The 24,168-nt window shown below is 71.2% G+C and carries 25 protein-coding genes; 13 read left to right on the top strand and 12 right to left on the bottom strand.

Annotation, left to right across the window (positions count from 1 at the left end; all coding sequences use genetic code 11):
* Positions 1-315: 315 nt before the first annotated feature.
* The 4 genes from IF30_RS43560 (at position 316) to IF30_RS0114570 (ending at position 4,681) form a co-directional block, all read left to right on the top strand.
* The gene (locus IF30_RS43560; protein ID WP_158835026.1) at positions 316-2,535 is read left to right on the top strand and encodes a hypothetical protein; all 2,220 of its coding nucleotides are present in this window, start codon (positions 316-318) and stop codon (positions 2,533-2,535) included.
* Complete coding sequence (locus tag IF30_RS0114580; protein ID WP_030237335.1) at positions 2,532-3,137, top strand: hypothetical protein; 606 nt, start codon at positions 2,532-2,534, stop codon at positions 3,135-3,137. The genes IF30_RS43560 and IF30_RS0114580 overlap by 4 nt, the downstream gene beginning before the upstream one ends.
* A 144-nt stretch (positions 3,138-3,281) precedes the next feature.
* Positions 3,282-4,013, top strand: a complete 732-nt coding sequence (locus tag IF30_RS0114575) for a hypothetical protein (RefSeq protein ID WP_030237331.1) — start codon at positions 3,282-3,284, stop codon at positions 4,011-4,013.
* Between the two features lie 74 nt (positions 4,014-4,087).
* Positions 4,088-4,681: a hypothetical protein gene (locus IF30_RS0114570; protein WP_030237329.1), complete on the top strand. Its 594-nt coding sequence runs from the start codon at positions 4,088-4,090 to the stop codon at positions 4,679-4,681.
* Between the two features lie 84 nt (positions 4,682-4,765).
* Here IF30_RS0114570 and IF30_RS0114565 read toward each other — a convergent pair whose 3' ends face one another.
* Positions 4,766-4,981, bottom strand: coding sequence for a hypothetical protein (locus IF30_RS0114565; protein WP_158835023.1), 216 nt, complete (start codon positions 4,979-4,981; stop codon positions 4,766-4,768).
* A 210-nt stretch (positions 4,982-5,191) separates the two neighbouring features.
* On the opposite strand from IF30_RS0114565, the gene IF30_RS0114560 reads away from it, so the two are divergent.
* From IF30_RS0114560 to IF30_RS0114550, 4 genes are all read left to right on the top strand, one after another.
* The gene (locus IF30_RS0114560) at positions 5,192-6,127 is read left to right on the top strand and encodes a MucR family transcriptional regulator (RefSeq protein ID WP_030237323.1); all 936 of its coding nucleotides are present in this window, start codon (positions 5,192-5,194) and stop codon (positions 6,125-6,127) included.
* A gap of 56 nt (positions 6,128-6,183) precedes the next feature.
* Entirely contained in the window at positions 6,184-6,402 is a 219-nt protein-coding gene (locus tag IF30_RS47765; RefSeq protein ID WP_158835020.1) for a hypothetical protein, read from the top strand.
* A gap of 231 nt (positions 6,403-6,633) precedes the next feature.
* Positions 6,634-6,969 (top strand): hypothetical protein, encoded by a 336-nt coding sequence (locus tag IF30_RS0114555; protein ID WP_030237320.1) that lies wholly within the window; start codon positions 6,634-6,636, stop codon positions 6,967-6,969.
* Positions 6,966-7,292, top strand: a complete 327-nt coding sequence (locus tag IF30_RS0114550) for a hypothetical protein (protein ID WP_030237317.1) — start codon at positions 6,966-6,968, stop codon at positions 7,290-7,292. The genes IF30_RS0114555 and IF30_RS0114550 overlap by 4 nt, the downstream gene beginning before the upstream one ends.
* Positions 7,293-7,392: 100 nt before the next feature.
* Here the strand turns inward: IF30_RS0114550 and IF30_RS0114545 are convergent, their stop codons facing one another.
* Positions 7,393-8,331 (bottom strand): hypothetical protein, encoded by a 939-nt coding sequence (locus tag IF30_RS0114545; RefSeq protein ID WP_030237315.1) that lies wholly within the window; start codon positions 8,329-8,331, stop codon positions 7,393-7,395.
* 649 nt (positions 8,332-8,980) lie between these two features.
* Between IF30_RS0114545 and IF30_RS0114535 the strand changes: the two genes are divergently transcribed.
* From IF30_RS0114535 to IF30_RS0114515, 5 genes are all read left to right on the top strand, one after another.
* Positions 8,981-10,285 carry a ParB/RepB/Spo0J family partition protein gene (locus IF30_RS0114535; protein WP_030237310.1) on the top strand — a complete coding sequence of 435 codons (1,305 nt, stop codon included), beginning with the start codon at positions 8,981-8,983 and terminating at the stop codon, positions 10,283-10,285.
* A gap of 19 nt (positions 10,286-10,304) precedes the next feature.
* Positions 10,305-11,237 (top strand): ParA family protein, encoded by a 933-nt coding sequence (locus IF30_RS0114530; RefSeq protein ID WP_078891385.1) that lies wholly within the window; start codon positions 10,305-10,307, stop codon positions 11,235-11,237.
* 382 nt (positions 11,238-11,619) lie between these two features.
* Positions 11,620-13,125, top strand: a complete 1,506-nt coding sequence (locus IF30_RS43555) for a DUF2637 domain-containing protein (RefSeq protein ID WP_051710294.1) — start codon at positions 11,620-11,622, stop codon at positions 13,123-13,125.
* Positions 13,126-13,308: 183 nt separating this feature from the next.
* Complete coding sequence (locus IF30_RS0114520; RefSeq protein ID WP_030237304.1) at positions 13,309-14,016, top strand: hypothetical protein; 708 nt, start codon at positions 13,309-13,311, stop codon at positions 14,014-14,016.
* Entirely contained in the window at positions 14,013-14,657 is a 645-nt protein-coding gene (locus IF30_RS0114515; RefSeq protein ID WP_158835017.1) for a hypothetical protein, read from the top strand. Before IF30_RS0114520 ends, IF30_RS0114515 begins: the two co-directional genes overlap by 4 nt.
* 12 nt (positions 14,658-14,669) lie before the next feature.
* On the opposite strand, the gene IF30_RS45185 is transcribed toward IF30_RS0114515, so the two are convergent.
* From IF30_RS45185 to IF30_RS0114465, 10 genes are all read right to left on the bottom strand, one after another.
* Positions 14,670-15,461, bottom strand: coding sequence for a prepilin peptidase (locus tag IF30_RS45185; RefSeq protein ID WP_051710291.1), 792 nt, complete (start codon positions 15,459-15,461; stop codon positions 14,670-14,672).
* A 77-nt stretch (positions 15,462-15,538) separates the two neighbouring features.
* On the bottom strand, positions 15,539-18,937 hold the full coding sequence (locus tag IF30_RS0114505) for a LysM peptidoglycan-binding domain-containing protein (RefSeq protein ID WP_030237298.1): 3,399 nt from the start codon (positions 18,935-18,937) through the stop codon (positions 15,539-15,541).
* 39 nt (positions 18,938-18,976) lie between these two features.
* The gene (locus IF30_RS0114500) at positions 18,977-19,969 is read right to left on the bottom strand and encodes a hypothetical protein (RefSeq protein ID WP_051710289.1); all 993 of its coding nucleotides are present in this window, start codon (positions 19,967-19,969) and stop codon (positions 18,977-18,979) included.
* A complete protein-coding gene (locus IF30_RS0114495; RefSeq protein WP_030237294.1) occupies positions 19,951-20,637 on the bottom strand; it encodes a hypothetical protein in 687 nt (228 codons plus the stop codon). Before IF30_RS0114495 ends, IF30_RS0114500 begins: the two co-directional genes overlap by 19 nt.
* A gap of 38 nt (positions 20,638-20,675) precedes the next feature.
* Entirely contained in the window at positions 20,676-21,134 is a 459-nt protein-coding gene (locus IF30_RS0114490; protein ID WP_030237292.1) for a pilus assembly protein TadG-related protein, read from the bottom strand.
* Complete coding sequence (locus tag IF30_RS0114485) at positions 21,131-21,601, bottom strand: TadE/TadG family type IV pilus assembly protein (RefSeq protein WP_051710286.1); 471 nt, start codon at positions 21,599-21,601, stop codon at positions 21,131-21,133. The genes IF30_RS0114490 and IF30_RS0114485 overlap by 4 nt, the downstream gene beginning before the upstream one ends.
* Positions 21,591-22,028, bottom strand: coding sequence for a TadE family protein (locus IF30_RS0114480; protein ID WP_037899993.1), 438 nt, complete (start codon positions 22,026-22,028; stop codon positions 21,591-21,593). The genes IF30_RS0114485 and IF30_RS0114480 overlap by 11 nt, the downstream gene beginning before the upstream one ends.
* 52 nt (positions 22,029-22,080) lie before the next feature.
* A complete protein-coding gene (locus tag IF30_RS0114475) occupies positions 22,081-22,335 on the bottom strand; it encodes a hypothetical protein (RefSeq protein ID WP_030237284.1) in 255 nt (84 codons plus the stop codon).
* Between the two features lie 50 nt (positions 22,336-22,385).
* Positions 22,386-23,309 carry a type II secretion system F family protein gene (locus IF30_RS0114470; protein ID WP_030237281.1) on the bottom strand — a complete coding sequence of 308 codons (924 nt, stop codon included), beginning with the start codon at positions 23,307-23,309 and terminating at the stop codon, positions 22,386-22,388.
* Positions 23,306-24,166: a type II secretion system F family protein gene (locus IF30_RS0114465; protein WP_158835014.1), complete on the bottom strand. Its 861-nt coding sequence runs from the start codon at positions 24,164-24,166 to the stop codon at positions 23,306-23,308. Before IF30_RS0114465 ends, IF30_RS0114470 begins: the two co-directional genes overlap by 4 nt.
* Between the last annotated feature and the right edge of the window lie 2 nt (positions 24,167-24,168).

The raw sequence follows: 24,168 nt of genomic DNA, 5'->3' as shown, positions 1-24,168 counted from the left end.
AAGGGCCGCCCGGGTGCCGACCGGGATTGCCGCCCGGGGAAGCACCCAGATTCTTCCTCGCGAGTGACCGCCTTGCCGGGCCTGTCGACTCGTACTTCTCGGTTCTCCGCAGAACCGCAGCCGACCCCAGCGGGGGCCCTCTGCGTGCCCTCGCCAAGTTCTCGAGGACGAGGTCATGATGCAGCATCGTGCTGCCGTTTTCCACTTCGCCGTACCCGCGCGCCGTCGAAACCGCCCATTTTCAGACGATCGCCGTCTCTGTGACGGGTCGTCAATCGAGACTGCGCGCTGCGCATTTGGCTCTGGGGACAGCCGGTGACCGCGATCCCGGCACCCAGGACCAGCAGGTCCGGGGTGCTGCCCCGCCAGCGCCCGAAGCTGGCCGCCCCTGCCCACACCGAGCCGGACGGTGCGCCGATGGACTCCGAGCGCGCGTTCTGGTGCCGGTTCCCGGCCGCCTGGCTGGCCCGGTACACCGGCGACACGATCCGCACCGTCACCACCGTCGCCGACTACGCCCGGCGCAGCGGCTCGTGCTGGGCGTCGAACTCGACCCTCGCCGGCGCCCTGGGGCTGCATGAGAAGACCGTGGCGGCGATGCTCCGGGAGGTGGAGGGCGTCCTGGTGCTGGCGGACCAGCCCTCCCCCAACGGGACGCTCGGTCGGCGGGTCCGGCCGGTCGGTGAGGACGAGCTCGCAGTGACCGTCTCCTCGCTCGCCCGTAACTCCCTGTCGGGCTACCGGTTCAAGGTGTACGCGGCGATCTCGCTGCGCTCTGACCTGGGGCTGAGCGCCTCGGCATCGGTGCTGGCGCAGGCCTGCGGGATGACCGCGGAGGCGTGCCGGACGATTGCCCGGGACCTGGTGGCCGACGGCTGGGTGTCCCGTGACGCCCCGGTGGGCCGGGCCCCGAAGTACGACGTGCACCCGGCCCCGGTGGCCGGTGCGGCGGTGCAGCTCGGCCTGTTCGCGCAGCCCCGGCAGTCGGCCCGGCCCGAAGGCGTGCCCGGTCTGGAGGACGACGTCGCCGACCCGGCCAATGTGGTCTGCGAGGGCCAGCTGGCGCTGTTCGGGGAGGGCTCCGAGGAGCTGCCGACCCCCCTTGTTGCGGCTCCGGGAACCCCCCTGGTCTCGCTTCCGCAAGCCCCCCTTGTTGCGGCTCCACAAACAGGCCACCTACAACAAGCCCACTTCAACAAGCTGAGCGCCGTAGATGGTTGCTTTTCCCGCGTAGCGGACACGTTGGTGACGCGCGACGCGCCCGCGCGCGAGGACGTGCCCGCCGGGCGCGGCCCGGTGGATGTCTTCGGCCGCCCGCTTCGCGGGGACAAGCCAGGATCTCGAGTCGGCACGGGAACGAAGACGGGTATCCGGCCCGGCCAGCAGTCCGCGGTCCGGCTGTTGCGCTGGGACATCGGCCTGGACGAGGACCTGCGGGTCGCTCTCCAGCCCGTCGAGGATCTGCTGCGGCGCGTGACCAGCACCTCCACCCGTGAGTTCCTCGCCAGCCGCGTCCGCGCCGCCCTGGTGGACGTCGCTGGCTGGACCGGTGCCGACCACGCGCCGACCGCACTGGCCGAGCGCCTGACCTGGCGGCTCAAGCGCCAGCGCGGTAGTGCGCTGGTCGACGACCCGGTGGGGTGGATGCTGAGCCGGGGCCTGCCCCAGGGTCGGCGCTGCCGTCACGAGGCGTGCGACGACGGTATCCGCCTGGACTCCGGCGCAGACTGCGTGACCTGCGAGCTGCGGGTGGAGGACCGGCGTACGACCCGGGCCGCCGTGGCCGGCCAGGTTCTGGCGGAGATGCCGGACGCCACCGACTGCGAGCGCCAGGCCGAGCGCGAGCGGCGCCTGCACAACTTGGCGATGCGCCGGGCCGAGGCCCTGGCCGCCGCCGAGCGCGAGGCCGAGCTGCGCCGCCTGCGCTACGAAGCCGAGCGTCCCGAGCGCGAGGCCCGTGAGGCAGCCGCTGAGACGGCCCGCCTCGCCGTGCCGTGCGAGGACTGCCAGGCCCCGCAGTCGGCGGGGCTGTGCCTGCGCTGCAACAGCCGCCGGGGCACCCGCGCGGCCATGATCGAAACGGTCAACTTCAACCTTGCGATGACCAGCCTGACCTGCTGGGACGACGTGCGGGCGGTGGTCGCCCGGGTCAACGCGGAGATCACCGCGAAGCTGATTGAGGCCCGGATTCCTGGGGCGGACCGCGACATGATCGCGGCCTCCGACCGGGTCAACGCCGAGACCTTCCGCGACCAGGCGCACCGCCGCGCGCTGGAGCACTGGGCTCGCTCCGCTGGGGCCTGCGAGGAGGCGGAGCTGGCGAGCGAGGCCGAGCTGCGCCGCGCCCACCGGTACGGGACCCGCCCGGACGCGGAGAAGGCTGCGTTCGAGGCCGGGGAACGCGCCCGGCTGGCCGCCGCCCGCGAACTGCTGGAGCAGCAGCTGCGGTTCGTCCGCTCGCTGCGCAAGCCCCGCCCGAACGTCGCCGCGCCCACCGCGCAGGCCCGCCACCGAGACCTCCAGGAGTGCTCATGACCAGTGACGACACCCCGGCCCGGTCGACGGCCGCGACGGCCACCACTGTTGTCGGCCGACCGGGCAACCCCGAGGCCGACCCGGTACCCGGAAGCCTGCCGGTCCCGGCCGCGCCCTGCGGGGACTGCGGTTCACCGGCGCCGGCTGACCGCTGCGCGGCTGGCGTCGGCCTCGGGGTTGCCCGTGAGGTGATCGTCGAGGTCGTCGACTACCACCTCGCGATGGCGGATCTGGAGACCTGGGAGGACGTCCGGGCCGTCGTCGACCGGGTCAACGCCCAGGTGGCCGAGGCGATGAACGCGGCACGCCACCCTGGGCAGGACCAGGAGATGGCCGCCTTCTCCGACCGGATCACGGCCGAGGCCCTGCGTGACCGGGCGAGGGCCCTCGCCGAGCAGCACTTCACCCGCCTCACCGGGTTCCCGCAGCGGCCCCGGCGGTACTCCGACGACAACCCTTCCCCGCGCACCGGCCGGGGCTCCAGCGGTTACCTGGACCAGATCCTCGCCCGCCGCGCCGACAGCGAGACCCTGCTGGACCGCCGCCTCGCCCACGCCCGACTCCTGTGCTGGGCGGCCTCCAGCCCCGGACCGACCCGGTGAACCGCCGGCCGGCGCACAAGGAATCGGCCGACCGAACGCGATCCGGCCGCCCCCGGCGAAGACCCCACACGCCCCGGTAGCACCTGCAACACTGAGCGTGACATCGCCTGTGCGGCGGGGGAACCTCCAAGGGAGAGAGCGCAGTTGAGCAGCTACACCCGGCACGACCTCAAGGCCACTTATGACCCGGAGGACGGGCGTTCCTGGGTGAACTTCGTCCTCTACACCGAGCCCGGCTCGGACGTCGTGACCAGCGGCCTGCACCCCGAGACCCGCATCGAGCACACCAGCCCGTACGTGCAGGAGTGGGCGTACCGCCTTCTCCGCTCCACCCCGAACGCCCTGCACGCCCTCCTGGTCACCAACCAGGAGCTGCCGCGACTGTTCCAGGGCTGTGCGGATGAGCACCCCGCGAGTTCCTCCGCCGTCGGCGGCTCCGGCTGCACCTGCTGGCGCACCCTCACCGACCCCCAGTTCGGTACGCCCGTGGTCGCCGAGCACTACCGCACCGTCGGCGGCAGCACCGATCGGTGGACCTACCAGACTCTCTCCCCCGTCAGTCTGCGCGACGGCGAGAGCGTCACCACGCTGGTCATCGACCGCGGCACCTTCTGGGTCAGGACCAGCCGTGACGTCCTGTCCCTCCTTCCCCAGCACCGCGCCAACGAGTACAACGTCGGCTACAGCGGTGGCGGCCCCCGGGCGCTCGCGGCCTACATCCAGCAGCTGGTGGACTCCGACGGCAAGGACACCGCGGCACTGCACCCGGGCGGCGGAAACCCCGGCCAGCGGCTCCTCGAGTTCACCGCGAGCAACGCCGCCGCGCGGAGCCAGGAGCTGACCCTCGATCAGCTGAGGACCATCTCCGAGTCCTGACCAGCCACCGCCGCCCCGGGCCAGGAGGGCGGCGAGCGAGCACCACGTCGACCGCATCACGGAGAGGAGCAGCGGTGGAGGCTCAGTTGTTCGGTTACCAGGTGCTGCCCGGGGTGGCCCTGGACGTTCCGGCCACCGCGAAGGCGTCCCGGGTCCGCGCGGAGGAGGCGTTCGACCGCAGGCAGCTGTACGCCGCCGGCGGCCTGGCTGCGGTGTCCGCACTTCTCGTGCTGATCGGGCAGTGGGCCAGCCAGGCCGCCTCGGCCGCGCTGATCTGCCTCGGCACGCTGGCGGTTTTCCTCGGCTGGATCTGGTACCGGCGCTCCCGTGTCCAGGTCGAGCGCACCCTCCTTGGCCAGCACCCCTGGCAGGTCTGGCCGTGCCACGTGCAGGCCCTGACCGCCGACGAGGTTCGGTCGCTGCGGCACACCGCCCGTCCCGGCACGACCGCCTGCCGAGTTCGCCTGCTGGCGCCCGGCGGCGCTCCCGTCCGCTCGGGCCGGGCCAACCTCCCCACCGGCCTGTGGGATTCGATGACCGACGGGATCGGCACCCTCTGGGTGTGCGGCGACCTGCGCGACCCGTTCCTGGTCTCCGCTCCCGGCGGCACGGAGTGGACGCTCTGCCGACCCGACGGGGTGTACACCGTGCACACCATCAGGCACTGAGGCAGCCCCCCAGGAAGTCGCGCGGCGAACGGCCGGGTGTCCCAACAAGTTGGGACACCCGGCCATCGTGCCAGCGGCGCGGAGTCAGGCGGTACGAGGGCCCATACCGTCGCCGAAGAGCGCCACGAAGCTGCGCACCAGCTCGGCGACTTTTCCCAGCTCGCGGACGACGATGTCCGTCCTGGTGACGATCTTGTTGGCCAGCGTCACCGCAGCGGTCACCTTCTTCCAGCACCGGCCCGCGCCGCGAAGGAGTCCCTGCCAGTCCACCCCGCCACCACCCGATCCCTTGCCTTCCATGACCATGCTCCCCCCAGGGGTTCAGACCCGGCATCCGCCGGAGACCTGCTCAGCACCGCGGCGAGTGAACGCGGCACCGCAACAACGAGCAGCGACCTGACCAGTCACGGGCACCGTGGGCGCCTGGCCTTGGCGGCCCGCTTCCCACGAGCCCCACAGGCGCTCGCCGAAGGGATGGCGGCTGTCAGACCCGACCTCTACCGTCAAAGCATGGTCACTCCCGCAGCCCGGCCGACCTGCACAGGCTGCCTCCAACGCACTGCCGTCGCCAAGGGGCTGTGCCTGCGCTGCTACAAGCGCCGGGCCGCCGGCAAGCCGCTCGTGGACCCCAACATCGCCCGCATCGGGACACGCGACGGGTTCGGAGAGTACGGGGTTCTGGACGACGACGGGACAACCGTCCTGTGCCACGAGTGCGGCCGGCGCCTACGCGCTCTCGGCTACCACCTCCAGGTCGTGCATGGCACCACCGCTGCCGACTACCGCCGTGACCACGGACTCCCCCGCGGCCTCGGGCTGGTCTCCCGCGAAATCAGCGAAGTCGCCTCCGCCAACGCCAAGGCCCGCATCGGCTCGGCCGGCTGGCAGCGGTTCGAAGACGCCCGCGACCCCGCGGCCGCCGCCGCTGCCCGCGACCTCGTCACCATCGCACCCGCCACCATCGCCGAACGCTCCCGCCAAGCCGTCGCCAACGGACGAGCAGCCCGCCGTGGCCGCGTCCGCACCTGCCCCTACTGCCACGCCACCTGGTGCCCACTCCCCGGCGGACACACCCGCAGGACCTGCGGCTCACCCCAGTGCCTGAGCGCTGCATCGGCCAAGGCCCGACGCTCCCAAGCCACCACCCTCGCCTCCCAGCGCCGCTCCCTCACCGAGGGCGAACTGCACCGGCTGCGTACCCTGACCGGCACGGCCCTTCTCGAACTGGTTCGCTCCCTCCTCCACGAAGGCCTCACCCAACACGTCCTCGCCCCCGCCATTGGCATCAGCGAAGCCGGCCTGAGCCGCTTCCTCAAAGGCGTCCGCACCCCCAGCACCGACCGGCCCCGAAGCTCGGCCGCCACGCCCGCTGGCACGATCACTGATCTCGACGCCAGCGGACAGACCGCGCGCGCTGTTCCGACTGCCGGTCGCTTCGGTCGCTGAGCACGGCTGCTGGGCCCACCCCCGCATCATCCTGTCCGAATGGCACACTGGCGATCATGAACCTGCCCTCCCGACGGCCCCTCTGGCAGCCGTTCTCCGAGCCAGCCACCCCCACCCCCCAGCAGGACAGCCGGGCACGGCTGCTCGCAGTCGAACGAGCCCCGTTTCTGGAACCGGCCCCCGTCCGCGACCCCGACCCGAACCAGGCCACCGAAACCCGGCGTCGACTCGGCCCCGGAGGAGCCGCCGACACCACCCCCGCACAGAAGCCCTGATCTTCTCGGAGTGCCAACTGCGCGATCACGCCGGCCAGCCGGGTGGGATCCGCCTCCCCCGGGCGAGCACCGACTGACCACTCCCTCGCCGCTGCTGCCCGTGCTGCCGCCACCGGGCCCAGCGGCAACCAGATCCCAGGTACGGTCCCCCCTCCCACCCGGAGCGGCTACCGTCGTCAGAACAGGCCCGGCCCAGCGCCGGGCAAGCCGACAGGGAGAGGGTGGTGGGGGATGAGCGCCCAGCACGCCGAACACCACGGGGGTGGCCGCTTCGGGCTGCCGCCGATGGACACCGTCCAGGAACTGCGCGCCGCGCTCCGGGCCGGCCACGGCTTCCCCGGCGACGCCGAGAGGCTCGACGCCGAGCTCGCCGAACAGCTGCTGCGCCGGGTGCCGGTCGACCAGGTCGCCGAGGTCCACGAGCTGGGCACCGTCGTCGACCTGGTCACCGTCGCGGAGATCCTCGCCGCATACCGGGGCCGGGTGCACCTGGCAGCCGACCCCGAGACCACCACCGCCGCCGATGAGGTCGTATCCGAGCTACTGGCCCGGCAGGGCGCAGAGTGAGCCACCCCCACCAGCCCGGTGGCGAGGTGATCGCCGCCATCACCGACCGAGCCGCCCAGCGCGCCAAGGAACTCGGTGCCGACGCAGTCCTGGAACTTCTGCGCCGCGAGCTGGAGCACCAGCCGCGCCTGGGCCGACTGATCCGCACGGTCACCGAAGGCGGCCACCAGGTCGAGCTGTACTCCACCCGAATCGAGGCCGACCCGGCGTCCGGCCGCCCGGCCGTCAACGTCGTGCACGCCTACTCCCCCGCCCCGCCGTGGCCGCCGACGGTACGCATCGCCGCCATCGTTCCCGAAGACCCGCCGCGCCCCGATCTCTGACCGGTTCTCTCCGCTCCCGGCAGCCGTGGCGCAGGCCTCGCCCGTAGCGGGGCGCCGCGCCCCTGGCGGCCGGGTCCTGTCCCCCCGGTCGTCCCGGCGGCTACTTCTCCGGCCACACGCTCTTCAACACGACCGTCCGGTGTACCCCCGCGTCAAGCATGGCCTGGGCCCGGTGCTGGCCGTTGACGAAGCCGCCGACACCGTCCGGCGTGATCGCCGAGTCCAGCCCGAACAGCGAGCCCAGCGCCTGACGCTGCCAGCGATCCATACCGGCATCGACAGCTCGCCGAACTGCGAAACCCGCCATGCCCCTGGCTTCGACACCGGCCATGACGCCCTCGGCGAGGACCGCGACCGCGAACTCGTTGACCTTCCGCCAGTCCCCCTGGTGGTACCAGCAGCAGCCCCGGCCCCCGAGCGACCGCGCGAGACGGCGCCAGAACGGGATCGGCGGCGAGGACCCGTCGGGCATGCACTCTGGTGCGCGGAACGGGTGCGGCTCACCGAGCCGGGAGACCTCCAGTACCTCGAAGCGCAGCTCCGGCTCCGGCTCCGGCTCGCGCGGGACGTACCCCTCGCCCCGCTCACCGTCGACCGGGCCCCCGACCAGCCATGCCACCTGCTCGAAGGTGACCGGCCACCACTGCGGCTGGCGCAGCCGGTACTGCTCGGCCTCGGCGAACTCCACCAGCTCGAACTCCGACTGCACCCAGTCGAGCTCATCACCGAGCAGCTGCCGCTGCACCCACAACGGCGGCAGCACCTCCCCCGGGCACAGCTGCTCCCACACCGCCTCGGCGTACTGCTCCGCGCCGGTCGTCAGCGTCATCCCCTCGGTGAGGGTCTGCGTCACCACCACTACTGGCCGCTGGCCTGCGGCAGTGAACAGCTGCAGCCGGAAGGACCACCCGGGCCGATCCTCGAAGGGGCGGAACATGTGCTCGTCCACGGTGCGCTCCCGCTGCCCCCCGAAGGAGAGCGCCGCCGGCTCCGAGCCGTGCGCACCCGGCCGGGTGAGAGGAAGATCGTCATCAGCCATCCCCCGATCTTGCCGCCCCTGCTCAGCAAGGGGGAGGGAAAGTGCATGTCTCCTTCCCGGATTGGGCTGCGAGGGACTTGGCAGCGGTCCCGTCAAGGGCACCGAAGATCTGCGGGTACTCCGGTAGGAGGAACTGAGTCCCGGCATAGGTCCCAACGCGACGGTCCTGGAGCATCCAGAGGCTCGCCGGTACAGCCGTGGTGCAGCTGGCGCCAAGTTGGAGAGCAAGGGCCATCCACGACTGCCCCTCCTCCAGGCTTTCGTTGACGAAACCGGCCACGGGACGGACAAGCCGCCTCCCCCCGCAGAATCGGCTCGTTCGCCTGGCCGTCGGATTTCGTCGACGAAAGCCACCAACACCCCGATGCGGCTGCGCCGACTTCCCCCGATCCGCGGCGCTGCAAGAAGGGAAACCGCTACCGTGGCGAAGCACGGGCCGCGCCGCCCACAGACTGCTCCCAGGGCGCCGGTTAGGGTTCTCCTGATCCGAGTCACCCAGCGCCAGGAGTCAATTTCAGTGTCACGGCGAACCAACCGGGGTTCCGGACGGAACGACAACAAGGGGAACCCGCCGGCGGAGACCACGCCGTCCCCCTCCCCGGACGGACAGGAGTCGGGCGAGACGCCCCCGCCTTCTCCCGAACCGGCCGTGCCGGACACCCGCACCGACGACCAGACCGATAGCAGCGCGCCCCGGCGCGTGGCACAGGGCCAGCGCTTCAAGGCCCCTCTGGAGCATGTCGCCCCCAACCCGCTCAACATCCGCGAGGACTGGGAGTGGGAAGACGACGCATTCGAGGACCTCAAGGACAACGTCGACTCCATCGGCGTCCAGCAGGACCCCACCGTGATCTCGTTCGCCGTCTACGCCGAGAGGTACCCCACCGAGGCGCAGAGCCTGCCGGAGCACACCTACTGGGTCATCGGTGCCGGCGAACGCCGGTACCGGGCTGCAGTCGCCAACGGCCTCACCGTTCTGCCGATGGTGCTGCGCGACGACCAGATCAACAACATGGACGAGCTGATCTGGTCCGAGAACCAGCTCCGCGCGGGGCTTCACCCGTTGCAGGAGGGCCAGCTCCTCCAGCGCTTCAAGAACCGCGGGCTCACCGCCGAACAGATCCAGACCAAGCTGGGCCGACGGAACAAGGGTCTCAGCGAGGCCGCGATCTCGAAGAAGATCCGCCTCTACAACGAGGTTCCCGCTGGCAGCGTCCGGATCGCCATCGGTCGCCGAGAGCTCGGCGTCGACCCCGCCTACCTGCTGCTCACCAAGTACGGCCCTGACGGCATGGAGGCTGCGTACGAGCGGATGCTCAGCCAGAGCCTGACCGCGAAGGCTCTGATCGAGCTGGACTTTCCCAAGCCAGCTCCTCCCGCAGCTGAGCCTGAGCTCGAAGCGAAGGCGGAGGACCGGAGCCCCCAGCCGCCACTGCGCCCCGTCACCGCCGAGTCTCGGTCCAACACGGACCAGGCAGGCGATCCCGCCCCCAAGCCCACCAGCCGTATCCCTTCGCAGCCCGCCGACGGTGGCGGGAGCACGGGTACCGGTGCAGCCGGGTCGCCCAACCCGCGCTCCGGTGAAGACCTCGAAGCGGACGACAACGAGCACGCAAGGTTGAAGGCTGCGACGGAGCTTCTGGCTTCCCGCCGCGACCTGGCGGAGATCGCCGAACCAGTCTTCATCGCATTGATCAACAATGCCCCGGCGGAGGTCCACGCACTCGCGCAGAGGCTGCTCGACGCCAGCGGGCTGGACGTCCCGCCCACGGCCCACGAAGAACTTGCCCGCCGTGCGGAGGCGCTTGCGATCGCGGACGCTGAGCTTCGCCTCTCCCGCCGATCCGGCGGCTACGACCCCACCTACCTCCGTGGCCTGACCCGCCACGGCTACGAACTCACCGCCGACGAGAACGACCTGCTGATGGCGGTCTCCGTGGCGGAACAGGGATGAGTCTGGAGATGCAGGACTGATGTTTAAGCGCCGATACCCCACCGGTCCCCTAGTGATCGGCTTCGCCAACGAAGGCGGTGGGACCCGCAAGACGAATGACACCGTCAACTCCGCCGTGGAGCTGGCCCACCGCGGCTGGAAGACTTTGGTCGTCGACGGCGACCAGACCATGGCAGCCAGCTGCTACCTGGGCTACGGCGTCACCAACAAGAAGCACAACCCGAAGCGGCTCAAGGCGATGAACGCTCGCCTGGACCAGATGACCAGCATCTACGACGTCCTCCACCGCCGGGCGACGTTGCTCGACGCCACGGTGCCGGCCCGCCGTCGATCGGTCCCGTTCCAGGAGTGGGACTTCCTGGAGGACGACGGCGACGAGTGCTTCGAGGAGATCCCCAACCTTCGTCTCGTCCTCGGGTCCCGCTCGATGGTCGATGCCAGCAACGACATCACGAACCCGCGCAACGGCAGGGGGGAGATGTGGCTCAGGAGCTCGATCAAGGAACTGCCGGAGGATGAGGTCGACGTCGTGTGCGTCGACTTCCGCGGCACCTTCGACATCTTGGAGTATTCGGAACTCGCGGCCTGCGACTTCATCATCGGCTGCGTCAAGCCAGACACCAAGGACGACGACACCCTCCACAGCCTCACGGAGTTCATGAAGAAGGCCGAGGAGCGGTACGAGTTCTCCGAGGGTTGCGCCGACCTGCGCTACGTCCTGATCAATGGCACCCAGCCGAAGAACCGCGGCTTGCACTTCGGCGAGATGGTCGAGGACATCCAGAGCTTCTACGGTGAGCGGACCCTGCCGACGATCTCCGAGTCGGTGCTGATCGGCGAGAGCGTCCGCTACCAGGAGCCTGTCCGCTTCTACTGTGACTCCGAGGCGGACAGGCCCGTTCAGGAGTTCATGGCCGTCGTGGACGTCCTGGAGCCCCTGCTCAAGCGCTGACCCGTCTTCGTGGGCGGGCCGTAGAACCATTGCGGCCCGCCCACAGCATGCTTGGGGCGATCCGGTTTCGTCGACGAAACTCGCGACCGGCGCCGAGCGGCTTCGTCCTGGCTTGGTCAGCCGCTTGAGACCAGAGCTCCGGAGCACGGCAGTTTCGTCGACGAAACCAGACGGCAGTCAACATCTGGCCAACCGGATATCAGCTGCACACTCCGTCGCCGAGCCGTGCCACTGAGTATCGAAATGGCCCGCCTGGGGGGCTTCACAGTCGCTGACCAGGTATGTCCCGTGCATCCCGTCCGACCCACATGAAAAAGTGACCCCCTGAGTACCTGAGCAAGGGGGAGCCGTGGCACGACCGGTCCTGACCAGAATCCACTGGATGCTGATCGTCATCGTGGCGATCGGCGCCATCCTCATCGCCCTGATCGGCCTTGGCGGCAGCTACCTCGCCGTCCGCGACGTCGCCTTCCAGAAGGGGATGGGCGACTACTCCAAGGTCTTCCCCATCGGTGTGGACGTGGGCATCATCGTCCTGCTCACCCTGGACCTGGTCCTGGCCTGGCTGCGCATCCCGTTCGCCCCACTGCGGCCGACCGCGTGGCTCTTCACCGCCGCGACGATCGCCTTCAACGCCTCCGCGTCCTGGCCCGATCCGATCGGTGTCGGGATGCACGCGGTCATCCCGGTGACCTTCATCGTTGTCAGCGAAGCCGGCAGGCACGCGGTCGCCCGGATCGCGAAGCTCGACTCGGACCGCGCGATGGAGAAGCTGCGCACGCTGCGCTGGTTCCTGGCACCGCGGCAGACCTGGACAATCTGGCGGGACATGTACCTCTGGGAGGTGACCCGGGTCGACGACGCGCTGCTGCGCAAGCAGGCGATTCTCGCCTACAAGGTCCTGCTGAAGGACGCCCCGGTCAGCCCGGGCGGGGGTCTTCCCGCAGCCGCCACCCTGCCTCTCGAGCTGGCCGCGATGGGAGTGCCGATCGAGCTGACTTACACGGCGGGCCTCGCGGCGGCGGGCGTCGACAGCACCCCGCTGGATCGGATCTTCGCCTCTCGGCGTACAGCCCTCGATGTGGACCAGTCGGAGCTCACGGTGACGGCCGTTCCCCGAACGCGATCCGCGAACGCCGGGCAGCGCCGGGAGCTGACCGGAGTGGAGGGGGAGATACCGCCCAGCGGCTCGGCTGAGCTGACGTCAGCGGTTCCCGAGAAGCCCGCGGTTGCGGAAGCGCCTGCTGCCCCGGAGCTTGCGGCTCAACCCGCAAACGATCACCTTGCGTATGCGGGAGCCGACCTTGCGGGCCTTGCGGGTGCGGATGCGAGCGGGCCGGAGCTGGTGGCCGATCCGCAAGATGCCTATGCGTATTCCCAGGTCAGCAGCCTTGCGGGGACCTTTGCGGGACGTGGCGGTGAGACTGGTGATCGTGCGGGCTCCGACGATCAGCTGGCATCTGCCTTTGCGTACGCGGCCCCGGACGAGCTGGACACCCGCACCGCGCTTGCGGGACAGCGCACCCCGGAGCCGGTGCGCGCAGCAGCCGCGTATCAGCGAGTCACCCGCAGCTCGGCCGACTCGCTGAGCGTCGTCGGATCGCGCGGGAACACCTCCCCCGTGCAGGACGACGACGCGCCGAAGGTCGTGATCCCGGAGGTCTGGATCACTGCCTTCAGCGCCTGGGTGGAGCGGTACGAGCGATACCCGTCGGAGGAGGAGCTTGCCGAGTACCTCTACAACCTGCCGGAGAAGGAGCGCGTACGGGCCCGGGGAGCGGACCGCCCCGTCAGTAAGCGCAGTGTCGAGCGGTACTACGGCGATCTGAAGAAGATGTTCCCGCTCGCGGACCAGCCGCAGCTGGAACTGGAAGGCGCCGGTCGCTGACCCGACAGCGACACGGCGAAGGCCCGGCACCCGAAAGTGCCGGGCCTCCTTGCTGACCCGCAACGGCAGCCCGATAGGCGAGCGCCGTCCGCCCAGGTCCGGCCAGCTCCAGCTCGTCCAAGCCGGACGGAAGCGTCGGGCGGGACGGTTGCCGCTCCAGATGGGCAGGCGCAGGCTGAAGGCATGGAGCAGGACTCTCTCACCATCGGGAGCATGGCCGCCGGGTTCGAGCGAGGCCTCGAAGGACTCCTGGATCTCCTGGACGAGACGGAGCGGCACGACCCGTTCGTCATCGGCTACCGCAGCGCCCTGCCGGACGGGCAGACGTGGGATCCGCTACCTGACGTCGAGCACGTCGCCAGCCTTAGCGCCGCGGCGGAGGCCCGCCTGGAGGGGACCGGGAAGGCCCGGGAACTGCTCCGGCTCGGCTACGAGGCCGCCCTGCTCGACGGAATCGGTGTCCCCAAGGCCGTGCCGGTGCATGATGCGTGGCGGATGGGCTGGCGAGCCGCCCATGTCGCCCTTGCTCCGGCGGCGTGGAAGAAGGGTGTCGGCCCGTGTCTCCGGGAGGCGGAGGCCGAGAAGATCCTCGGAGGAGGAGCTCCCGCTGCTCTGGCGAAGGGCGGTGAGCTCATCGCCCTTCAGGGACCCGCCCACACCGCGCTCTACCCGGCGTGGCAGTTCACCGAGGACGGCGTGCACCCCCTCGTCGGCTACATCCTCCGCGCCTTCGAGCGGTTCGACGTCCGGAACGACCTGACCCTCGCGGCCTGGATGAACACCCCCGTCAAGCCGGAGCGGGCCTACTCGCCGGCCGACCTGCTGACCGAGGGGAAGGAAGAGGCCCTGATGGAGCTGGTCATGGAAGCCTCCGAGAGGTGGGGGCAGTGAACGGCACCAACCCCTCCTCAGAGCGCCGCCCCGACTCCCCCGGTCTCGTCGAGGCCCTGCCACGATTCACCGCGGACGAGACGACCACCCTGTTCCGCTGCCACCTGCAAGGGGACAAGCCGCCGTACTTCAACTCGAGAGGGACCGGGCGCTTCCACCCTCCGCCCGGCTGGACGCCGGTTTACGGGACGTGCTGCACGGCGCACGAGGCCGTGATCGCCGTAGTGGAAGTGTGGGGGGACCGGGAGACGGGCGCGGAGGAGCTGAACGCCGAGTACCGGGTCTCCAGGATCTGGCCGACCGTACGCCGCCAGGTCGCAGACCTCACCGCCCCCAAGGCCGTGGAGCTGCTGGGGGAGGAGCTCTGCCTCCGGATCCAGACCTCCCCGCACCGCCCGGTCACCCAGCCGTGGGGCGCGGCGATGAACCTCTACTTCGACGGGGTGCGGCACACCTCCCGGTGGGCGGAAGACCCTACCGCCCGGTGCATCGCCTTCTTCGGCGAGCCCGGCGAAGACCTCGCCGCCATGGGGGTGGGACCGCCCGAGCAACTGGGCGACCTGATTGTCCAGGCGGAGCGGTACGGCCTGCGTACCTTCCCGGAGGCCCCCCGCGGCTACCCCGAGCAGACCCTGTACTGACCGGCCGGAGCGTCAGCCCGCGATCGCCGAAACCACCAGCGCGCCGACGATGAGGCCAGGACCGAAGAAAGGCTCGACACGGCCGCCAGCGCGAGCCGCCTGCACCAAGCCCTGCAGGAACCCGAACACGAACTGCGCGAGAACGCCCCAGTACAGCGTCGCCCAGCCCTGCGCCGCCAGCAGCGCCGCCAGGCTGGGCGCGAGCTTCACATCCCCCAGCCCCAGCAGCTCGTAGAGCGCGGCCAGGAACAACACCCCGCCGACCAGCCCGACGGCGATGGCGGGACGCAGCAGCACCTGCCACCCGGAGCCGGTGAGGGCCTGCCCAACGAGGAGCAGCGCGATGCCGGCGGCGGTCAAGCCGGTGAGGAGGTTCGGCAGCCGCTGCACCCGCAGGTCGATCAACACCATCGCGCTGCCGAGCACGGCCACCCACAGCTGCGCAGCGAGGAGCCAGCCGCTCGCTCCGGCCGCGACGATGCCCCAGACCGCGGCGGCGGTGAGCACCTCCGGAAGCAGCGCGGCAGGGCCGATCCGTACCGGTTGGACTGGCTCGCTGCCGGTTCCGCCTCGGCCTGCGGTCAACGGGACCGCGGCGACGGGGGAGCAATTGTGGCAGCGGCGGCGCACTAGTTCGGCGTAGGCGGTCCAGCCGACGCCGAGCACCGCGTGCTCGCAGTGCGGGCAGGAGCGGCGCCAACCGTCCTCGACGGAGAAGGCGAAGACGAGCGGCCTCACCGCAAGGGCACCGACCGCCAGGCCCAGCGCGGCGGCGACGGCCAGAAGGGCGGGGGAGTGGGGCATCGGTAGGCCTTCGTTCGCTCTGGTTCGGGGACAAGAAGGCCCGGCCGGTGGGATCCCGGCCGGGCCCTCCTAGGGATTCAGCGCAGCTGGGCGCTCGCGCCGCGGCCGGCGGTGAGCCGCTGGATCAGCTGTTCGGTCTCATCCTGGAGCATGCCGTCGAAGCCCCAGACGGTGGCCATCTGGCGGACCTGAGCGACGACCTCCCGCACCCCGGCGGGGTTGCCCGCCCGGTGCTCGACGCGCATCCAGTCCCGGTAGAGGACCTCGGCGGTCGGCTCGACGTCAAGGCCGACCGCGACGGCGTTGCGGGCGGCGTCGATGTCCAAGACCTCGTCCTGGATGCGGAGCGTCGCGACGGTGTGCGCGACGTCCACGATCTTGCCGATCATCGTCTGCACGAGCGGTGCGGCCCAGGTGTGGGCCCCGCCGCCGCCGAACGGCCGGCCGCGGACCAGGGAAAGCGCGGCCTCCAGGTCGAGGACCCCGGCGGACCCGTGCGGCAGGCCGCGCTGCGCCAGGTGCAGAAAGTTGGCGTAGTCGCAGGACACCTCCTCCGACAGGACGTACTGGTCGACGCCCTTCGGCTTGGGCCGCAGGTACGGCTCTCCGGCGGAGTCGACCCCGAGCCGCCGGCGCAGGCGCGACATGTAGGTGTCCATCGTCGACGTCGTCCACGGCGACACCGGGTCCATGTGGTTGGCGATCGACCCGTAGTCGCGGTCCGACTTGAAGATCAACAAGGCCGCGAGCAGGACCAGGGTCGGCGGGATCGGGGCATCGCCGATCCCGGTGATGCGCAGTGGTCCGAGCACCTGCACCTGGGGAGCTGCCCCCTCGGCCGTGGCGGGGGCGTCGCCTTCGCGGACCACGCTGACCCGCGGCTGCGGCTTCGAAGGGCGCAGCTCCTGCAGAGCCTCCTGAGCCTCGGACGCGGCGGCCTCGGCGGTGTCCTCGGCGGGGAGCTGCTCCTGCTCCTCCGCGTTCTCCTGGTGGTCCTCGGCGTCAGCACGCGCCGGGGCTTCACTGGACTCGACAGGCAGCGTCTTCTCCTCTTCCTTCTCGTCGACCTCGGCCGTGCCGTCCAGCTGCTCGCTCCCGGCGGGGGCAGCGAGGAGGGACAGGTGGCCCTTGGCGCCGCCGCGGTTCTTCTGCAGGGACAGGGCGGAGGGGCCGAACACGTTGCGATCGGGGTCGGGCACCTGGGCCCAGGCGCCCTCGGCCGGGACGGCGGGCTCGGTGGTGGTGGCCATCGCAGCGGTCAGCTGCCGGTAGGCGTCGTCGGTGACGCGCTGGAGTACGACCTCGGCGTCGAGGGACTCCAGCATCTGGGCCTCGGCCACCAGGTCGGTGTCCAGGACCTCGGCGTCCGGGAACAGCTCGCGGGCGCCACCGGCGGCGGCCATCACGACCGCGACCTGCACACCGGCGGGTACCTTGCCCAGCACGTCGGCGAAGGCGTACAGCTCGTCGGTGGCCGGGGCGGTGGGGCAGACCACCATCCAGGGTTGCGGGTCGTCCCCGTCCTCGTGTTCGGCCTGGTGCACCTCGATGAGTACCCGGGCCAAGTCGGCGGTGGCGGTGGCCAGCTGAGGCACCGACATGATCCGGCACTGGGGCAGGAGCTGCTGCAGCTCGTGCCCGAACCCCACGGTCATGATCTCGATGTGGTCGGCCCACAGCGCGGTGCCGGCCTCCATCGCGATGCCGCGGGCAACCTCGCGGACGTTCCGCTCGTCGCCGTCCAGGAGCAGCACACGGCCGTGGGTCAGGTTGGACAGCAGCAGCGCGCCGTCCCCGGCGGTGCCGATCGTGGCGAGGCACGGGTACGGGGCCGGGACGGTACGCGCCTGGTCGGCGTCCAGCAGGGCGGCGCGGTCGCCGCGCACGCCCCACCAGCCGCCGGGCCGATCGGTGAACGGGGCCAGCGCCTCGGCGTCGGCGTCTTCGACGAGGATCTCCACCCGGTCCTGCTGCACCCTTGCGCCGACGATCTGCGGCAGCTCCTGCGGGTGCTGATGGGCCAGGGTGCGCAGCGAGCGGTCGAGCAGGTCGACCAGGACGGGGGAGGAGGTGCGGTCCAGCACGACCTCGGCCTGGCTGGTTTCTTCGGGCATCGCGATCTGCTCACCCGGACGGCGCTCGCGCTGCTGCGCGCGGCGACGCAGTGCGAGGACGCCAAGGGCGCCGGCTCCGAGCAGCGCGGCGATTCCGCCGACGCCCTGCTGGACGGAGAACGGCGCCTGGCTCTCGCCGTGCTCCGCGGGGGCGGTGGCAGGGGCGTGGGTGGTGGCCGCGGTAGCCGGGGCGCTCTGCGGCGGCGCGGCGGGCTGACTGGCCGGGGCTTGGGTCGCCGGAGCTTCGGTGACCGCCGGGGCCGGAGTGCTCGGGGCGGGGGAGGGCTGCGCCGGAGCGGGGGAGGGGGCCGCCTCGGTCGGCGCGGGGGCTGCCGGTGCCGGGGCGGGGGTCGCCTCGGCCGGGGCCGGTGCCACCGGTGCGGAGGCAGTCGCGGCGGGCCCGGGGATCACGATGACGTCGCCCGGGAAGAGCTTGTCGGGGTCGGTCAGGGTGCGCCCGCCGGGCTGGACCGTGTCCTTGGTGGCCTCCAGCAACTGGGGGTAGGCGTCCGCACTGCCGAGTTCCTTCTCCGCGATCGCGGAGAGGGTGTCGCCCTCCGCGACGGTCACCGTGTGCTGCCCGCTGGCGCCGGTCCCGGAACCGGTCGCGGTCGGCACGGAGCCGGGCAAGCCGGTGGCGTCGGCGGGCATCAGCAGCTCCCACCCGGCCCGGACGAGACCCGGTTCCGTCATCCGGCCGCCGTCGGGCTGAAGGCGGCCCTTGTTGAGCTCGAAGATCTCGCTGTACCGGCTGCCGTTGCCCAGGTGCTTCGCGGCGATGTCCCACAGCGTTTCGTGGTGGCTGCCGCCGGAGGCCTGCACCGTGTACACCGGCCCGGACTGGCCTGGGGCGGCGCTCGGCGCCGCTTGCTGGACGGCGGGGGCGGAAGCCGGGACCACCGCGGCGACGGCCGCCGCCCGGCCGGTGCCCTGCTGTGCGGGCAGGGGCGCGGCGGAGGCGGCCTGACCGACGGTGAGCGCACCGGCGCCGACGAGCAGCATGGTGGTGACCAGCTTGCGGGCCAGGGCCTGGCTGCCGCCGGCCGCTGGGAGCCGGACTTGCAGGTCCACCCCGGACAGGGCCGAGCGGACCTCCACCACCACGCAGACCGTGAACTGGAGCCAGAGCAGCCACACGATGACCGCGAGGGTGCAGATCATCGTGCTGGTGCTCACCGACGAGGTGAGCACCTCCAAGTCCGGCACCTTCGTGGGCAGCGGCCACCCGACCCCGACGACCAGGGCGTAGGGGATGCCGGCCAGGATGGCGGCGAGCAGCACCCCCGCGAGCAGCGCCCGGGCCACGTCCCCCACCGTGCGCGAGCGGACACCCGTCGGAGCGTCGATCCTTGTCTTCGCCATCTGGCCTTCCTCGTTCGGTACTGCAGTCGCTGCCGGGCCCTACCCGGTGACGATGGTCTGGATCTCCCGCACGGTCACGTTCTGGGGAGCGCCGCCCGTCACCCCGTTGGGCAGCGGGTTCGCCGGCGCCCCGTACGGGTTGGTGGACGGAGTCCAGGTCACCCGCCACGTCACCTGGGCGGTGAGCGGGTAGGTCGAACCCCGGCTGGAGCGTTCGTAGGTGATGTTGCACGCGGCGCCGGAGGAGTCGACCTGGTAGCCGCCGCCGACCTTCTGGAAGTCGTACGTGCAGGAGGCGGGGCTGGCGTCGTTGGTGCCAGCGTCGATCCGCAGGCTGACAGGTACCGCGAGGGTGGATGCCGCGATGCTGATCCCGGAGTAGTTGAGTGAGGCGGTGACCGACACCGGCTGGATCGGCGAATCGAACTTCACGAAGGTCGGCAGGTTGACGGTCTGCATGTCGGGCTTCGGGGACAGCTCGACGCGCGGCGGGGGCAGCTTCGTCGCCCCGTACGCGATCTTCGACAACATTTGCGGGGTGACGGCGAGCATCCCTGCTGGCGGGTTGCCGGTCGGCACCCACACGATGCCCGGCTGCTGGGTGCACGGCGCGGTGACCGGCAGGTCCCATGCGGCCTTGGTTTTGACCATCCCCCACCAGCGGCCGTCCTGGCCGCGGTGGAAGTCCTGATCCGCCTTCAGCTTGTCGTACTGGGCCTTCGCATCGGCCCCCATGGCGCCGGACAGGCCGGCCAGCAGCTGCTGGTAGGCGGCGTCGAACTCCTCCGGGGTGTACTGCGGCTCGTACCAGCAGGCCGGGGGGTCGTAATTCGCGCCGACGGAGGTCAAGTGCTTGCCGTCCGTGCCGGAGGCGCTGATCTCGACCTCGACGTGCGACTCGATCGCGCCGACCGACGGAGTGCTGCCCCAGCCGGTGCCGCGGTCGGCATGCGCGGTTCCGGCGGCCGTCGCCGTCACGACGAGCGCGACGGCGACGGCCCCGACGGACTTGATCAGGCTGCGCTCTGGCACCGTGTCGATCCCTTCTCGGCGACCGGGGAGGCCACCCGCCACACGCCCTTGTCGGCCGCGAGCTCCATCCCCATCGTCCAGTCGGTGTAGTCGTTGATGGACGGCGTGGTGGTCAGGACCTTCCCGCTGGCCTTCTCCTTCGCGTAACTCTTGGACTGGTCCTCGCAGTACGCCACGACGGCCTTGCCCGTCTCCTTCACCTCCACGGTCAGGGCGTAGTACCGGTCGTTGCCGGTCACGGTCTGCCCGCGGGAGGTGAGCTGGTCGACGGCCTGCTTCATGTAGCCACCGGCGGTGCCGGTGTAGGCGTAGAGCATGCCGGGGGTGTTGATGTCGCCGACCGCCTGGGCCTCGTTGAACGCCTTGAGGGCGTAGGCGAGGTCGGCGGCGACCTTGTCCTTGGTGGCGTCACCGCTGGGCTTGAACTGGATGTCGACGGTCAGGTCAGCGGGCAGCTTGATCTCCGGAGCGCCGGCGGCCTGCGTGAGCGTCGGGCTCGGGCTCGGCTCCGCGGTGGTCGGGGCGCCGTTCTGCACGCCCGAGATGTCACCGGAGGGCTTCGACCCGCCGGAGGAACAGCCGGCCAGGACGGCGACGGACAGCGCGACGGCCGCTGCGCCCGAGATGGTGCGCAGCGGCTGGCGGTTCGTGCGGATGGTGGTGGTCATGGTGATCTCCCGTCCCCTGTGGTCCTTGTGGCTAGGGGTCATTGTTCCTGTACGGCCTGGGCGGTGGCGTTGCCCCACACGGTGACGTTGCCGCTGCCCATGGCGAGCAGCAGCGGCGTGTAGGTGAGCCTGACCCTGACACTGACGGTGTTTCCGCTGACCTGGGTGCACCAGGAGCTGTCCGCGTCGGCGCCGCTGAATCCGGTGGCCCGGACGTAGGCCCGGACGCTGGAAGTGCAGGAGGCGGCGTCCACGGTGACGGTTCCCTGGTTGCGCAGGGCGTCGGTGGAGATGTGGTTGGCGGCGTAGCGGGCGGCCTGCTCGGCGGCGTCGGCCGCGAGCTCGCGCTGGTGGATGGCCCGGCCGGTGTCCACGATGAACCCGGCCATGACCACGAACAGGACGGCGGCCATCAGCAAGGCGAGCGCGCCGGAGCCCCGATCGCTGTGTTCGCGCAACCGGCGCAGGCGTTCGGCGAAGCGGGTGCGGCCGGTCACTGCACCACCCGGCGGTAGACGTCCAGCGGCGCGGCGGCCGTGGCGCTGATGTCGCGGACGGTGGAGCCCAGCATCGCCAGGCCCTTGACCTCGCAGCTCACGGTGATGGTGAACAGCCCTCCCGGTTCGAAGTTGCCGCCGGCGCTGACCTTGATCCGGCCGTCCGCGCAGGTACGGCCGGCGTCGGCCTGGGCGCTGCGGGTCGCGGCGTTCACCGCCGACTGGTAGTCCCGCTGCAGCGCTCCGGCGCGGGCCGCGTCCCGGGCGGTGCCGTCCAGGGTGGAGCGGGCGTGGGTGATCTGCCCGAAGGTGATCAGGAAGAGGATCAGCAGCATCAGGACGGGAGCGATGATCACCAGCTCGAGAGCGGAGATCCCGGCATCGCCGCGCCAGCGCCGCAGGCCGCGTCCTGCCGCAATGGCCGCAGGCTCGCGGAGCGGGGGAGCGGGCACTCGGTCAGCGGCCATCGGGGATGAACCTCTCCACCGGTCCGACGGATCGGCTCGTGATCTGCAGGTGGAGGAACGGCACCACGGAGACGACGTCGGCGTGGACGACGACGCCCACCTGGTCGCCCTCGTCGACCATGCTCACGTCCGGTCCTTCGACCAGCGCGGGCCCCAGGTCGCGGATGCGCTGCTCGGTGGTGGCCCGGGCCTGCCCCTGCCACCCGGACGGGTCGCCGTCGGCCGTGGCCCGGGCCTTGCGGGCGCCGGCCTGGGCCGCGGCGTCGGTGACCTGCAGCGCGAAGAAGTACATGCCGAACTGGACCAGGGCGAAGATGAGGATGACCAGCAGCGGCGTCAGGCCGAGGAACTCCATCGTGGAAGCCCCCCGGTCGTCCCGCAGGCGCTCCCGCAGACGGGTGCTGAGCCGGGCCGTTGGCCGTGGCACTGGTGTCCCCCTTCTCGTCTTCGTCCTGGTCCAGTCCGGTGTTGCGCCGGTACTACTTGCAGCCGCCGGCCTGGGTGGTGTCGGACGTGGTGATGCAGGTGGTGGTCTGGGTCGTCTTGGTGTTGACGGCGGCCAGGACACCCACGGACACCGCGACGACCAGCAGCAGGCCCAGGACCATGTAGCCCAGGAACTCGAGCGAGCTGGCGCCCCGGTCGGCGCCGCGGCCCCGGGCGGCGGCCAGGCGGCGGCCGAGCCAGGTCGACGGCTTCTCAGCGGCGACGGTTGCGACAGTGGTGTTCGACATTGCGGTTCCCCTCGATTCGGTAGAGCTGGGTCTAGATGTGTGACAGGAGGTCAGAGAGAGACAAGGCGGGAGTACGCCGGGTAGCCAAGGAAGATCAAGAAGCCGAAACACAGCAGCATCTGGGCGACCGTCATCGACTGACCGGCCGCCCCGGCCTTGCTGTGCAGCCGGGCCAGCTCCCGCTTGCGCAGGGTGTCGGCACGCGCCTTCAGCGAGTCCCGCACCCGCGCCCCGTCGGCGGCCACGAGCCTCAAGGTGGACGTCAGGTCAACCAGGTCCGGCAGGTTGACCTCCTCACCGAGCCGCCCCGGGGCCGCCCAGTACGCCACGCGCTGCAGCCGCGCCTCGTCCAGGGCCCGGCGGATCCGCAGCATCGGCGGGGCGTCGGACACCTCGGACGACGACTTCAAGGCCTCCGGCAGACCGGCGCCTCCGGCCAGGTTCAGGTGCACCAGCGTCAGGTAGACGCTGATGATCCGCTGGAACTCCAGCCGCATCTTCGCCGCCTCGGTCGCGATCTCGGCGTCCGGCAGGAAGAAGCAACCCGCGATGGCCAGCAGGGTCAGCCACAGCGGCGACAACGCGCTGTCGGTCACGCCGAACAGCCACAGCGCCGCCGCAAGCAGCGGACCGACGATCAGCCCGGCCGCCGAGAACAGCAGCTTCTGAGCCATGAAGGCGTCCGTGCTGCGCTCCAGCAGCGCCAGGTTGGCCCGTTGGCTTGCAGGGGTCCAGCCCTGGGCGGCGAAGAAGGCGCTCATCCGGGGCCCGGCCAGCTTCGTGAGTCGGCCGTGCACGGTGACCACCGACGCCCGCGGGGAGAGCGAGCCCGCGACCGGTGCGGGCGCGGTGCTGCGCAGGGAGTCGATCCGTGCCACCACCGTCGCGGCGCGGGGACGGCCGGGAAGCAGCGCCCGCACCAGCAGGTACAGGCCCAGCCCGAGCGCTCCGCCGGTGAGCATGGTCAGGATCATCGGTTCTCCCCTCGGACGAGCAGCCGGGCCGGCGGCGGGAGCACCGAGAGCTTGCGCAGCCAGAGCATCGCCCCGCCGAAGAAGATGGCCACCACCGCGAGCACCGCCTGGCCCTGCAGGGTCCGGTACGGCGCCACGAACTGGGGGTTGAACAGGGCCATCCCGAGCGGGAAGACGATGATGATGCCGGTCACGATCTGGATGCTGCGCCGGGTTCCGGCGCGCTCGGCCATGACCTTGCGGCGCATGTCCGCCTCGTCGCGGGCAGTCTCCGCCAGCGCAGTCAGGACGTCGCGAAAGCCGGGGCCGCGCTGCCGGGCGTTGTCCTTGAGCGCGATGATGACCATGTCGGCGCTCCCGTCGCCGAGGCTTTCGGCGAAGGCGTCCAGCGCCTCCGCCATGGGCCGCCTGGCGCGCAGCAGGTCAACGAGCATGTGCAGGTGCGGCCTGAGACTGGCCGCGGCTGCCTCGGTGCTCGACTGGATGGCCTGCTCCAGACCGACCGCGCCGGCCATCGTGTCGCGCAGGGACTCGATCCACCCGGCCAGCGCTTCCATCTGCTCCACGCCCTTGCGCTCCGCGCGGGCACCGCCGAACAGCTTCCCGCTGAATGCCACGATGAGCGCGGCCCCCACGGCGGCCACCGGCCACCGGGTGATGACGAGGGTGGCGACGGCCGCCGCCCCGGCTGCCGCGCCGCGGCGGCGCGCGAAGGCCGACAGCCGCTCCAGGCGGCTGGGGCCCGAGGCCGGACGGCGGGGCATACCGACGATGGAGGCGATGAGCAGGGCGAGGCCGCCGCCGGCGAGCAGGCCGCAGCCCAGGGCGGCCAGCAGCAGCGGGGAAAAGACGGTCACGT

The sequence above is a fragment of the Streptomyces sp. NRRL S-350 genome, assembly GCF_000719705.1.
Taxonomy (GTDB): Bacteria; Actinomycetota; Actinomycetes; order Streptomycetales; family Streptomycetaceae; genus Kitasatospora.
This window is presented reverse-complemented; position numbering and strand designations above follow the sequence as displayed.